Genomic DNA, 13,214 nt, shown 5'->3' with positions numbered 1-13,214 from the left:
TGGGCCTTCGTTGTCAGGCGCCGGACAGATCCGGCATGGCATAGAACCGGGCAATCCCGGCGAACTCGTCGGCCTGGAGGCTTGCTCCGCCGATCAGGGCTCCGTCGACATCCGACTTCGCCATGATGGCAGCGATGTTCGCCGCTTTCACCGATCCGCCATAAAGGATACGCATTGCCGCCGCGACCTCCGGCGACCAGGTCTCTTCGACCCGCGCACGGATGGCCGCACAGACCTCTTGGGCGTCCTCCGGAGTCGCGACCTCACCCGTTCCGATCGCCCACACGGGCTCGTAGGCGATGACGACCGAGGCGAGTTGCTCCGCGGTCAGACCCGCGAGTGAACCGTCGATCTGGGCCACGGTGTAGGCGACGTGGTCACCGGCCTGGCGGATCTCGAGACCCTCGCCGACGCACACGATCGGGCTGATGCCCGCCGCGAGCGCCTTGGTGGCCTTGATGTTGACGACCTGGTCACTCTCGGCGTGATATTCACGCCGTTCGGAATGACCGACCACGACATAGGAACAGCCGAGCTTGGCGAGCATCGACGCGGCTATCTCACCGGTGTAGGCGCCGCCATCGTGCTCGGAGACGTCCTGTGCGCCATAGCCGATCGCGAGGTGGTCACCATCGATGAGCGTCTGCACGCTTCGGATGTCGGTGAACGGGGGGATCACGACGACCTCGGACTTGTCGAAGTCATGCTTCTTGTCCTGCAGCGTCCACGCCAGCTTCTGGACGAGCACCACGGCTTCCTGGTGATTGAGGTTGGACTTCCAGTTGCCGGCCATGAGTGGCTTGCGTGCGGAGGCCATGTCAGCTCCCTTCCAGATTCTGTTGATCCAAGATGGCCAGGCCGGGGAGCGTCTTGCCCTCGAGATATTCCAGGCTCGCGCCTCCCCCGGTCGAGATGTGCCCGAAGTCGGAGTCCGCGAAACCGAGCTGGCGTACGGCGGCTGCCGAGTCGCCCCCGCCGACGACCGAGAGTCCGTCAACTTCAGTGAGAGCCTTGGCTACTGCGTACGTTCCCGCGGCGAAAGCGGACATCTCGAAGACACCCATCGGGCCGTTCCAGAACACGGTCTTCGAGCCCTTGATGATGTCGGCGAACGTGGCGGCCGAGTCGGGCCCGATGTCCAGGCCCAGCTGGTCGGCCGGCATGGCGTCGGCGGCGACTGTTGTCGCGTCAGCGTCGGCAAATTCCGGTGCGATGACGATGTCGGTCGGCAGCACCAGCTCGACGCCCTTGGCCGCCGCCTGCTCGATGTAGCCACGCGCGATGTCGAGCTGGTCTTCCTCCAGGAGCGACTTGCCCACCTCGTGACCCTGAGCCTTGAGGAACGTGAACACCATGCCGCCGCCGATCAACAGGCTGTCGGCCTTGTCGAGCAGGTTGTCGATGACACCGAGCTTGTCGGACACCTTCGAGCCACCGAGCACGACAGTGTAGGGCCGCTCCGGGCTCTCGGTCAGGCGCTTGAGCACCGTCACCTCGGTCTCGACGAGCCCGCCGACCGCTGCCGGCAGCCGGGTGGCGATGTCGTAGACACTCGCCTGCTTGCGATGCACGACGCCGAACCCGTCGGAGACGAAGACATCTGCCAGAGCCGCGAGCTCGTCGGCGAACGCCCCGCGCTCCGCCTCGTCCTTGCTGGTCTCACCGGCGTTGAAGCGTACGTTCTGCAGCACCGCCACCTGCCCGTCCTGGAGGGCGGCCGAGATGCGCTGGGCCCCTGGCCCGACCGTGTCGTTGGCGAACAGCACGGGCGAACCCAGGACCTCTGCGAGCCGTTCGGCGACCGGCGCCAAGGAGTAGTCCTGGTTGGGCACGCCCTCAGGCCGACCCAGATGGGCCACCACGAGGACGCGGGCACCTGCGTCGGCGAGCTGCTTGATCGTCGGGACGCTCGCGCGTACGCGGCCGTCATCGGTGATCACCGCGCTGGATGAGGCGCCTCCCGGCGCGGGACCGTCCAGCGGCACATTGAGATCGCTGCGGACGAGGACGCGCTTGCCGCGCAGGTCACCCAGCTCTGAGACCGTCTTCACAGGTCAGAGCGACGTTCCGACATGGACCACCAGGTCGGCGAGGCGGTTGGAGTAGCCCCACTCGTTGTCGTACCAGCCGACGACCTTGACCTGGTCGCCGATGACCTTGGTGAGGCCCGAGTCGAAGATGCAGGACGACGGGTCCGTCACGATGTCGGATGACACGATCGGGTCCTCGGTGTAGGTCAGGAAGCCCTTCAGGGGGCCAACGGCAGCATCCTTGACGATCTGGTTGACCTCTTCGACCGTGGTCTCGCGGGACGCGGTGAACGTCAGGTCGGTCGCCGATCCCGTGGGCACCGGCACGCGGAACGCGAAGCCGTCGAGCTTGCCCTTGAGCTCGGGGAGCACAAGGCTGACGGCCTTGGCGGCACCCGTGGAGGTCGGCACGATGTTGATCGCGGCGCCGCGGGCACGGCGCAGGTCCGAGTGCGGCGCGTCCTGCAGGTTCTGGTCCTGCGTGTAGGCGTGGATCGTCGTCATCAGGCCGCGCTCGATGCCGAGCCCGTCATTGAGGGCCTTGGCCATCGGGGCGAGGCAGTTGGTCGTGCACGAGGCGTTGGAGATGACGGTGTGCTCCGCCGGGTCGTACGTCTCATGGTTGACGCCCATGACGATCGTGACGTCCTCGTTCTTGGCCGGGGCCGAGATGATGACCTTCTTGGCACCGCCGTCGATGTGCGCCTTGGCCTTGGTGGCGTCGGTGAAGAAGCCGGTCGACTCGATCACGATGTCGGCGCCCACCGAGGCCCAGTCGAGCTTGGCGGGGTCACGCTCGGCGAACGCGGAGAACGTGTGGCTGCCCACCGTGATCGAGGTGTCGTCGAAGGTCACGTCCTCGTCGAGGCGGCCGAGGATCGAGTCATACTTGAGGAGATGGGCGAGAGTCTTGTTGTCCGTCAGGTCGTTGACGGCGACGATCTCGATGTCTGCCCCGGCGGCACGGGCCGCGCGGAAGAAGTTGCGGCCGATGCGGCCAAATCCATTGATGCCTACGCGTACGGTCACGGGGACGTGTCTCCTGCGGGGTCGGGGTGAGTGCACGTTCACCCTACCGAGTTGTCATCCCTACCGGCGAGTCACCTCAGCCCGCCCGCAGACGGTCAGCTCTCGGCGAGACTCTCATCGCCGAGGCTCGACTCGGTGTCCGGCACTCCAAGCTCCTCGGCACGCTTGTCGGCCATCGCGAGCAGGCGCCGGATCCGCCCTGCGATCGCGTCCTTGGTGAGCGCCGGCTCGTGCAGCTGACCGAGCTCCTCGAGGCTCGCCTGACGGTGCTCGACCCGCAGGCTGCCGGCCATCTTGAGATGATCGGGCACCTCCTTGCCGAGGATCTCCAGAGCGCGTTGCGCACGAGCGCCAGCGGCGACAGCGGCCCTGGCCGATCGTCGCAGGTTGGCGTCGTCGAAATTGGCCAGTCGATTGGCCGTCGCCCGGACCTCGCGACGCATGCGGCGCTCTTCCCAGGCGAGCAGGGACTCGTGGGCGCCGAGCCGGGTCAGCAAGGCCCCGATGGCCTCGCCGTCGCGGATCACGACCCGGTCGATGCCGCGGACCTCACGCGCCTTGGCGCTGATGCCGAGCCGACGGGCGGCTCCGACCAGCGCCAGCGCGGCTTCCGGTCCCGGGCAGCTGACCTCGAGAGCCGAGGAGCGGCCGGGCTCGGTCAGTGAACCGTGGGCGAGGAACGAGCCGCGCCAGGCAGCGACCGCGTCGCACGACGAACCGGAGACGACCTGCGGAGGTAGTCCGCGAATCGGTCGCCCGCTGCCGTCGATCAGGCCGGTCTGGCGGGCGAGCGCCTCACCATCCTTGGAGACGCGGACGACGTAGTGGGTGTCCTTGCGGATGCCAGCGTTCTGCATCACGAGTACTTCGCTGTCGTGACCGTAGATCTCGGCGACGTCCTTGCGGAGGCGCCGGGCCGCGGCTCCGGTGTCCAGCTCAGCCTCGATGACGATGCGACCCGAGACGATGTGCAGGCCTCCGGCGAAGCGCAGGATCGAGGAGACTTCGGCCTTACGGCAGCACGACTTGGTGATCGTGGTGTTGGCCAGCTCTGCCTTCACCTGAGCCGTCATCGCCATCGTGCCGAGCCCCTTTGCGTCGAGAAGAATGTGGTCACTCTATGCCTGTCTCATGACCCGGCCGAACGCGGCCGCGAGCCGTCCGGGATCGTGCTGATCCGACCCCGGGGTGTCCGCCACGTCCGCAACGTACAGCCGTGCCCCGAGCGCCCGGGCCGTCGACTCCAGCGTGCCACGCGTGTCAACCAGGCTCGAGTCTGCAATGACGGCATCCAGCCCCAGCTCGGGGGCATGGGCGGCGAGAACCTCGAGATGATCCGTCGGCGTCAGCCCCTCGGTCTCGCCCTCCTGCTCGAGCAGGTTGAGGACGAGGATGCGCTTGGCCTTGGTCGTGGTCAAGGCGTCGCGCAGGCCCGGGACGAGCAGTGTCGGCATGACGCTGGTGAACCACGACCCGGGCCCCACCACGACCCAGTCGGCGTCCTCGACCGCCGCCACGGCCTCGGGGCAGGCCGGCGGGTCGCTTGGATCGAGGCGGACGCTCACGACCTGGCCGTCGGTCGATGACACCTCGACCTGCCCGCGTACGACGGTCAGTCGATCGGGTGCCGAGCGCAGATGCACATCAGCCTCGATGTCGAGGGGCACCGCGGCCATCGGCAGGACTCTGCCCTGCGCACCGAGCAGCTCACCGACCAGATCGAGCCCGGCGACGTGATCACCCACCTGATCCCAGATCGCGGCGATCAGGAGATTGCCGACGGCATGGTCCTTGAGCGGACCATCACCGGAGAAGCGGTGCTGAAGGACTGCGGCCCAGGTGCGACCCCAGTCGTCGTCGCCACAGAGCGCGGCGAGCGCCATGCGGAGGTCGCCGGGTGGCAGTCCTCCGAGCTCTTCACGGATGCGACCGGACGATCCACCGTTGTCGGCCACCGTCACCACGCCGGTGAGGTCTGTCGTCAGCCGGCGCAGGGCCGAGAGACTCGCAGCGAGCCCGTGCCCGCCGCCCAGCGACACGACCTTCAGGTCGCCTTCGGCTCGTCCCGCGACATGCGCGGGTCTGGCGGTGGTCACGCTACTCACGCCCCAGGTCGCGGTGGACGACCATCGTGCGTACGCCCTGTCCCCGCAGCCGGTCGGCGAATGCCTCGGACATCGCCACGCTGCGGTGCCGGCCGCCGGTGCAACCGATCGCGATCGTGAGGAAGTGTTTGTCCTCGCGGAGGTAGCCATCGGTCAGGAGTGCGACGAGCCCTTCGTACTGTTCCAGGAACTCCGCGGAGCGAGGTTGCCGCAGGACGTAGTCGCGCACGGGTTCGTCAAGTCCGCTCATGGGCCGCAGGTCATCGACCCAGTAGGGGTTGGGCAGGAAGCGGAGATCCGCGACCATGTCGGCGTCGATCGGCAGACCGTACTTGAACCCGAACGACATCACCGAGGCACGCAGACCACCGGAGCCCGGATCCTCGAACGCCGCGCGTACACGCTGACCGAGCTGGTGCACGTTGAGGTTGGACGTGTCGACGACGATGTCGGCCCGGCCACGTATGCGCCGCAGCAGCTCTCGCTCGCGGTCGAGACCGTCGATCAGCCGGCCCTCGAGGCTCAGGGGGTGCGGGCGGCGCGCGGCCTCCTGGCGGCGGACAAGCACCTCGTCGGATGCCTCGAGGTAGAGGATCTTGGAGCTGATGCCCTCATCGCGCAAACCCTCGATGGCCTCCACGAGACCGCCGAAGAAATGTCGTGAGCGCGCGTCCACGACGACGGCGAGCCGGTCGATGTCCTCGGACTCCTGGATCGTTGCCACCGCGGTGGAGAGCAGGCCCGGTGGGAGGTTGTCGATGACGTAGTAGCCGAGCTTCTCCAGGACCTTGGCGGCCGATCCTCGCCCTGCACCGGTCATCCCGGTCACGAGCACCAGCTGCGTCAAGGTCGTCAACGGTCCTCCAGGATCTCGCCGGTCGCGGTGTTCACGGCCGGGGTCTGCTCGCCGGTCGCGAGCGCTTCCACGATGGATTGTGCCGTAGCCGTGCCGATCCCGGGAACAGCGGCGATGTCTTCGGCGGTTGCCGACCGGAGCTTCTTGACCGAGCCGAACGACTTGAGCAACGCCTTGCGGCGGGTCGGCCCCAGGCCGGCCACGGGATCGAGCACGCTCTCGATCATGGACTTGCTCCGCCGGCCGCGGTGATGTGCGATCGCGAATCGGTGTGCCTCATCGCGCAACCGTTGCAGGAGATAGAGGCCCTCACTGGTGCGCGGCAGGATCACGGGATCCTCATCCTGCGGCAGCCACACCTCTTCAAGCCGCTTGGCGAGGCCCACCAGTGCGATGTCCTTGATGCCGAGCTCCTGCATCGCGGCATGGGCGGCGGCGACCTGCGGGGGTCCACCATCGACGACGACGAGGGCAGGCGTGTAGGCGAAGCGTTTGGGCTTGCCGGTCTCGGGATCGATGCCCGGGCCGTCCTCGTGATTGCTCTCGCGCGCCCTGAGCAGCTGGGTGAATCGTCGGGTGATGACCTCGTGCATCGCGGCGACGTCACTTTGGCCCTCGTTGCGGATCGTGAACCGGCGATACTCGGACTTGCGAGGCAGCCCGTCCTCGAACACCACCATCGATGCCACGGTCTCGGTCTCCCCGAGGTTGGAGATGTCATAGCACTCGATGCGCAGCGGCGCGGTCTCCAGGTCGAGCGCCTCCTGCAGCTCCTCGAGAGCGAGGCTGCGGGCGGTGAGGTCCGATGACCGCTTCATCTTGTGACGCATCAGCGACTGCTTGGCGTTCTGCTCGACCGTGGCCATCAGGGCCCGCTTGTCTCCCCGCTTGGGCACCCGGATCGTGACCGGACCTTCACGGCGCTCACTCAGCAGTTCCGAGACGATGTCGGCGTCGGCGGGCATCGTCGGCACCAACACCTCGCGCGGGATCGCTGCGGCGTTGGCGTCCTGATAGAGCGTCATCAGCGCACGCTGGACGAGCTCGGGGAACGCTGCCTCGTCGGCCTTCTCGGCGACCCATCCGCGTTGGCCTCGGATCCGTCCGCCGCGGACCGAGAAGATCTGCACCGCAATCTCGAGCGGGTCATCGACGAATCCCAGCACGTCCGCGTCGGTGCCGTCGCCCAGCACCACGGTCTGCTTCTCAAGCACGCGGCGCAGCGCGCCAAGATCGTCACGCAGCTTGGCCGCGAGCTCGTACTCCTCCTTGTGGGAGGCCTCGCGCATCCGGGTCTCGATGCGCTTGGTGAACCCTGCGGTCTGACCGCCCATGAATGACAGGAAGTCGTTGACGATCGCGCGATGCTCATCGGCACTGACTCGCCCCACGCACGGCGCTGCGCATTTGCCGATGTCTCCGAGCAGGCACGGCCGGCCGATCGCCTTGGAGCGGCGGAAGACCCCGGCGGAGCAGGAGCGCATGGGAAACACCCGCAGCAGGGTGTCGACGGTGTCGCGAATGGCCCACGCGTGGCCGTATGGCCCGAAGTAGCGGACGCCCTTGCGTTGGGCGCCTCGCATGACCGTGACCCGCGGGAACTCCTCGCCGACCGTCACGGCAAGCCACGGGTATGACTTGTCGTCGCGGTACTTGACGTTGAAGCGTGGATCGAACTCCTTGATCCAAGAGTACTCCAACGCCAGGGCCTCGACCTCGGTGCTGACGACGGTCCACTCGACGGAGCACCCGGTCAGGACCATCTGTTGCGTACGCGGGTGCAGGCCCGAGATGTCCTGGAAGTAGGAGCTCAGCCGTGGCCTCAGTGACTTGGCCTTGCCGACGTAGATGACTCGCCGTTCGGCGTCACGGAACCGGTAGACGCCCGGTGCTGCGGGGATCTCCCCCGGTGCCGGGCGGTAGCTTGCGGGATCTGCCACCGGCCCAGCCTACGAGGTGGCGAGGAGCGGCTTGAGGAATGACCCGGTGTGGCTGTCGGGACTGTCGGCGATGTCCTCTGGAGTGCCCTCCGCGATCAGGAGCCCGCCCCCGCTGCCGCCCTCCGGGCCCATGTCGATGACCCAGTCCGCGGTCTTGATGACATCGAGGTTGTGCTCGATGACGATGACCGAGTTGCCGGTGTCGACGATCCGCTGCAGGACGCCGAGGAGCTTGCGGATGTCTTCGAAGTGCAGACCGGTGGTCGGCTCGTCGAGCACGTAGACCGTGCGCCCGGTGGACCGTTTTTGCAGCTCGGCCGACAGCTTGACCCGCTGGGCCTCGCCACCGGACAGCGTCGGGGCGGACTGACCGAGGCGTACGTATCCAAGTCCGACGTCGACCAGGGTGCGCAGGTGACGGGCGATCGCGGGGATGGCCTCGAAGAAGTCGACGGCCTCCTCGATCGGCATCTCGAGCACCTCGGCGATCGTCTTGCCCTTGTAGTGCACCTCGAGCGTCTCGCGGTTGTAGCGCGCGCCGTGGCAGACCTCGCAGGCGACGTAGACGTCGGGCAGGAAGTTCATCTCGATCTTGATCGTGCCGTCGCCCGAGCACGCTTCGCAGCGGCCGCCCTTGACGTTGAACGAGAATCGTCCCTGCTGATAGCCCCGCATCTTGGCTTCGGGCGTCTGCGAGAACAGCTTGCGCACATGGTCGAAGACACCTGTGTATGTCGCAGGGTTGGACCTCGGCGTGCGGCCGATCGGCGACTGGTCGACGTGGATGACCTTGTCGATCTCCTCGAGCCCGGTGATCGTGCGGTGACGCCCCGGGATCGCGCGGGCGCCGTAGACCGTACGTGCGAGCTGCGTGTAGAGGATGTCGTTGACCAGCGTCGACTTGCCGGACCCGGACACACCTGTCACGGCTACGAACAGGCCGAGGGGGAACGTCACGTCGATGTCGCGAAGGTTGTGCTCCTTGGCGCCGTGGACCGAGAGCTCACGGCCGGGGACGCGCTCGCGGCGCGACTCCGGCAGCGGGATGGTCTTGCGACCCGAGAGATATTGGCCGGTCAGCGAGTCCTTGCTCTCCAGCAGCTCCTTGACCGGTCCCGAGACGATGACCTGTCCCCCGTGCTCACCTGCGCCGGGTCCGATGTCGACGGCCCAGTCGGCAGCACGGATCGTGTCCTCGTCATGTTCCACGACGATCAGCGTGTTGCCGAGATCGCGGAGCCGCACGAGGGTCTCGATCAGCCGGTGGTTGTCGCGCTGGTGCAGGCCGATCGAGGGCTCGTCGAGGACATAGAGCACACCGACGAGCCCCGCACCGATCTGCGTGGCGAGCCGGATGCGCTGTGCCTCGCCGCCGGACAACGAGCCGGCCGCGCGGTCGAGCGCGAGATAGTCCAGTCCCACGTCAAGCAGGAATCGCAGCCGCTCGTTGATCTCCTTGAGGACCCGCTCACCGATCTGACGTTCGCGGTCGCTCATCTCGAGGGTCTGGAGGTATTCGGAAGCCTCGCTGATCGACATCGCGCAGACCTCGGCGATGTTTTTGTGCCCGAACTTCTCAGACTCCAGCGTGACCGCCAGGATCACGGGCTTGAGCCGCGTGCCCTGGCACACCCGGCACGGGACCTCGCGCATGAATCCCTCGAGGCGCTCCCGGTTGGTCTCGGACTCGGTCTCGTCGTGACGCCGCTCGAGATAGGTGATCGCACCCTCGAACGCGGTGTAGTAGGACCGCTCGCGCCCATAGCGGTTCTTGTAACGGACGTGGATCTTGGTCGGGTGGCCGTGCAGGATCGCGTCGCGCACGCCCTCGGGGAGGTCACCCCACGGTGTGTCGGCGCTGAACTCCAGCTCGTGGGCGAGCGCACCAATCAGCCGGGAGAAGTAGTCGGAGACGTGTGCGGACGACCACGGGGCGACCGCACCCTCGTTGAGCGACTTGGCGTCGTCGGGCACGACGAGCTCGGGGTCGACCTCCATGCGTGTGCCGAGCCCGTGGCACTCCGGGCACGCACCGAACGGCGCGTTGAAGGAGAACGATCGAGGCTCGAGCTCGTCGACCTCCAGCGGGTGGTCGTTGGGGCAGGCCAGCTTCTCGGAGAACCGTCGGGTGCGGTGGAGATCGTCGGCCGGCAGGTCGACGTAGTCGATGATCACGAGGCCGTCTGCGAGCCCGAGTGCTGTCTCGACCGACTCCGTCAGGCGCTGCTTGGTGCTGTCCTTGACCTGCAGGCGGTCGACGACGACATCGATCGTGTGCTTCTTCTGCTTCTCGAGCTTGGGTGGCTCGTCGGCGAGCATGTGGACCTCGCCGTCGACGACCGTGCGGCTGAAACCCTGCGACTGCAGCTGGCGGAACAGCTCGCCATACTCGCCCTTGCGCCCGCGGATGATCGGTGCAAGCACCTGGAAGCGGGCGCCCTCCTCGCCGGCCATGATGCGGTCGACGATCTGCTGCGGGGTCTGCCGCGTGATCAGCTCGCCGCACTTGGGGCAGTGGGGTCGGCCGGCGCGCGCATAGAGCAGGCGGAGGTAGTCATAGACCTCGGTGATCGTGCCGACGGTCGACCGCGGGTTGCGGGACGTCGACTTCTGGTCGATGGAGACCGCCGGGGACAGCCCCTCGATGAAGTCGACGTCGGGCTTGTCCATCTGGCCGAGGAACTGACGAGCGTAGGCCGACAGCGACTCGACATAGCGACGCTGACCCTCGGCGAAGATCGTGTCGAACGCCAGGGACGACTTGCCCGAGCCGGACAGCCCGGTGAAGACGATCAGCGAGTCTCGCGGGAGGTCGAGTGAGACATCCTTGAGATTGTGCTCTCGTGCGCCGCGGATGACGAGGCGGTCGGTCACTGGCTCCCCTGAAATGAGTCGTGGTTGCGGGCAGAGTTTCGGGCAGAGTTCCGCCCCCACCATTGTATGGAGGAGGGCCGACACTTTCCTTCCGGAGAGCGGTGACTGTGCCATGCATCACCGACGACGGCGGTGACGGTGCCACGTGCCGCCGCAGGCCGCGGTGCGTCAGCCACCGTCCGAATCCAGGACTGGTGGCTGATGCGCCGCCGGTGGGTTCTGGCAGGCTGACCCCATGACGTACACCGGAGAAGTCGAGGTCGGCGGGCCGGCCGACGTGCAAGCCGCAGGAGATCTGCTCATCACCAAGGTCGCGGTCGGCGAGATGAACAACAACGCCTACATCCTGCGGTGCGCCCTGACCGGCGAACAGGTCCTCATCGACGCCGCCAACGAGCCCGAGACCCTCTCCGGGTTGATCGGCAACGATGGCCTCGCCCGGGTCGTCACGACACATCGCCATGGCGATCACTGGCAGGCACTCGCAGCGATCATCGAGCGCACCGGCGCGGAGACCGTAGCCGGGGAGCTGGATGCCGACGAGCTCCCCGTCACGGTCGACACGCGCGTACGCACAGGAGCCCGCGTGCGGGCCGGCTCGTGTGAGCTTGAGGTCATCGAGGTTGCCGGACACACGCCGGGCTCGATCGTCCTCGCCTACGACGACCCCGACGGGATCGTGCACCTGTTCACCGGCGACTCGCTGTTCCCCGGCGGGCCCGGAGGAACAGCAGACCCGGAGGCATTCACGTCTTTGATGGATGACCTGGAGTCCAAGATCTTCGCGGCCTACCCCGACGACACCCGGGTCTACCCCGGACACGGGTTCGACACCACGCTGGGCGTCGAGCGTCCGCACCTGGCCGAGTGGCGCGAGCGTGGTTGGTAATGCCGTGTCATTGAGACGGCAGGGACAGGCGCAAACGCCTAGATTCGAGACATGAAGACCGTCGCCACGCTTGCCCTCCTGGCCATCCTGGCCGCGTGCGGATCGAGCTCCGAGGATGAGCCGGCCAAGCCCAAGCTGTCCGCTGAGAAGGCAGCCGAGCAGACCTGCACCGAGGTCAATGCCGGCATCGAGGAGTTCAACCAGGGCGACTATGCCGGAACCGTCACGCACTTCGAGAAGGCCAAGATCACGGCCAAGGTCTACGCCATGGTCAGCGACGAGCCGGAGGCCGACGCGCTCCTGGACGCGGTCCAGTACTACGCGAACCTCGACCCGGCGGACTATCCGGAGGCAGCACGCTCCTCAGAGAACTTCGCCCGCAACAAGGCCATCACACTCAACCAGTGCGCCGATGCCGACGACGGCACAGACGGTCAGAAAGTCTGACTACTCATCGCGCGGCAGCGACACGTAGACCGCGTTGACTGCGACCGCCTGCTCCAGCTCGTTCGAGAGACCCGCGAAGAATTGTGACCGATATGTCTCGTCGGTGACCGCATAGACCGTGAAGTAGAGGCCGGCGAACGACGCGAGGAACACCGCAACCTGGAACAGCTCGTTGGTGACCGGCAGATGCTTGCCCAGCGATGACGGCAGGTCCGTGACCGCTTCCCCCGTCCACGAGGCGACCGTGGTGTCCGGGATCGTGAGCGAGCCGAACACGACGAAGAACGCGAACAGGCCGAGGCTCAGCAGCAGCACCTGGATCGCCTGGCTGAAGAGCAGGACCAGCACCAGGTTGGCGCGTGCGAACCTCGGCAAGTCTGCGGGGGTGGCCGTGATCTGACGGGCGGCCTCGGCCGCCGGAGTCCCCGCGCAGCTGTCGGCCAACCGATCGCCGGCAACCTCGCGCTCCACGCGTCGCACCTCTTCGGGCAGCCTCACCAGCAGGAAGACCGTGGCGATCACGGAAAAGAATCCGACCGCGAGCCACAGGACATGGCGCGACATGAGCGCAGCGACCTGCCAGACCTCTGCGTTGATGAACAGGAATGTCACAGCCAACAGCAGCAGGGGCAGCGCCCGGGTGAGCAGCGGGAACATCAGGCCGAGCGACCCGAACGTACGCCTCACAGCCCAGCGCAGCATCGTCCCCATGCGCAGGAAGCGCCCAGCGAACAGGCCCAGCAGCGCCAAGAACACCGCGACACCGGCGAATGTCCCCCACGACCCGTCGTCAGTGACAAGCACGCCCACCACGATGCCGCTCGCGACGGCGGCAGCAATGATGAGGACGATCACCGCGGTGATGCGCTTGCTCGACAGCCAGCCTTCGACGCGCTCGGCATGGTCGCCGGTGAAATAGGGCAGACCGTGATCGTCGAACCAGTCCTCGATCTCGCGCGACGTCTGCGCGTTCCCATCCGCCACGTCAGAAGCTGACCGGCAGCTCGTCGACTCCGTAGACGAACGACAGCTGGCCCATGTCCC

At 66.9% G+C, this 13,214-nt stretch carries 11 protein-coding genes; 2 read left to right on the top strand and 9 right to left on the bottom strand.

Going from position 1 to position 13,214, the window contains the following annotated elements:
- Positions 1–13: 13 nt before the first annotated feature.
- From tpiA to uvrA, 8 genes are all read right to left on the bottom strand, one after another.
- Complete coding sequence (gene tpiA / locus WKF39_RS02515; protein WP_340385543.1) at positions 14–817, bottom strand: triose-phosphate isomerase; 804 nt, start codon at positions 815–817, stop codon at positions 14–16.
- A gap of 1 nt (position 818) precedes the next feature.
- On the bottom strand, positions 819–2,051 hold the full coding sequence (locus tag WKF39_RS02510) for a phosphoglycerate kinase (protein ID WP_340385541.1): 1,233 nt from the start codon (positions 2,049–2,051) through the stop codon (positions 819–821).
- 3 nt (positions 2,052–2,054) lie between these two features.
- Complete coding sequence (gap, locus tag WKF39_RS02505) at positions 2,055–3,059, bottom strand: type I glyceraldehyde-3-phosphate dehydrogenase (protein ID WP_340385539.1); 1,005 nt, start codon at positions 3,057–3,059, stop codon at positions 2,055–2,057.
- Positions 3,060–3,154: 95 nt separating this feature from the next.
- Positions 3,155–4,138 carry a DNA-binding protein WhiA gene (gene whiA, locus WKF39_RS02500; protein ID WP_340385537.1) on the bottom strand — a complete coding sequence of 328 codons (984 nt, stop codon included), beginning with the start codon at positions 4,136–4,138 and terminating at the stop codon, positions 3,155–3,157.
- 39 nt (positions 4,139–4,177) lie between these two features.
- Complete coding sequence (gene yvcK / locus WKF39_RS02495; RefSeq protein WP_340385535.1) at positions 4,178–5,155, bottom strand: uridine diphosphate-N-acetylglucosamine-binding protein YvcK; 978 nt, start codon at positions 5,153–5,155, stop codon at positions 4,178–4,180.
- A 1-nt stretch (position 5,156) separates the two neighbouring features.
- On the bottom strand, positions 5,157–6,020 hold the full coding sequence (gene rapZ / locus WKF39_RS02490; RefSeq protein ID WP_340385534.1) for an RNase adapter RapZ: 864 nt from the start codon (positions 6,018–6,020) through the stop codon (positions 5,157–5,159).
- Entirely contained in the window at positions 6,017–7,960 is a 1,944-nt protein-coding gene (gene uvrC, locus WKF39_RS02485) for an excinuclease ABC subunit UvrC (protein ID WP_340385533.1), read from the bottom strand. Before uvrC ends, rapZ begins: the two co-directional genes overlap by 4 nt.
- Before the next feature lie 9 nt (positions 7,961–7,969).
- Complete coding sequence (gene uvrA / locus WKF39_RS02480) at positions 7,970–10,834, bottom strand: excinuclease ABC subunit UvrA (protein WP_340385531.1); 2,865 nt, start codon at positions 10,832–10,834, stop codon at positions 7,970–7,972.
- A 235-nt stretch (positions 10,835–11,069) separates the two neighbouring features.
- On the opposite strand from uvrA, the gene WKF39_RS02475 reads away from it, so the two are divergent.
- Positions 11,070–11,723, top strand: coding sequence for an MBL fold metallo-hydrolase (locus WKF39_RS02475; RefSeq protein WP_340385529.1), 654 nt, complete (start codon positions 11,070–11,072; stop codon positions 11,721–11,723).
- Positions 11,724–11,774: 51 nt separating this feature from the next.
- Complete coding sequence (locus WKF39_RS02470; protein WP_340385527.1) at positions 11,775–12,170, top strand: hypothetical protein; 396 nt, start codon at positions 11,775–11,777, stop codon at positions 12,168–12,170.
- Here the strand turns inward: WKF39_RS02470 and WKF39_RS02465 are convergent, their stop codons facing one another.
- Positions 12,171–13,154 carry a hypothetical protein gene (locus WKF39_RS02465; RefSeq protein WP_340385525.1) on the bottom strand — a complete coding sequence of 328 codons (984 nt, stop codon included), beginning with the start codon at positions 13,152–13,154 and terminating at the stop codon, positions 12,171–12,173.
- Between the last annotated feature and the right edge of the window lie 60 nt (positions 13,155–13,214).

The sequence above is a fragment of the Aeromicrobium sp. genome (assembly GCF_037719875.1).
GTDB lineage: Bacteria > Actinomycetota > Actinomycetes > Propionibacteriales > Nocardioidaceae > Aeromicrobium.
This window is presented reverse-complemented; position numbering and strand designations above follow the sequence as displayed.

Bases quoted from the DNA above. Each gene is read 5' to 3' on its own strand.
- whiA (WP_340385537.1), bottom strand. From the start codon at position 4,138: ATGGCGATGACGGCTCAGGTGAAGGCAGAGCTGGCCAACACCACGATC.
- WKF39_RS02475 (WP_340385529.1), top strand. From the start codon at position 11,070: ATGACGTACACCGGAGAAGTCGAGGTCGGCGGGCCGGCCGACGTGCAA.
- tpiA (WP_340385543.1), bottom strand. From the start codon at position 817: ATGGCCTCCGCACGCAAGCCACTCATGGCCGGCAACTGGAAGTCCAAC.
- WKF39_RS02470 (WP_340385527.1), top strand. From the start codon at position 11,775: ATGAAGACCGTCGCCACGCTTGCCCTCCTGGCCATCCTGGCCGCGTGC.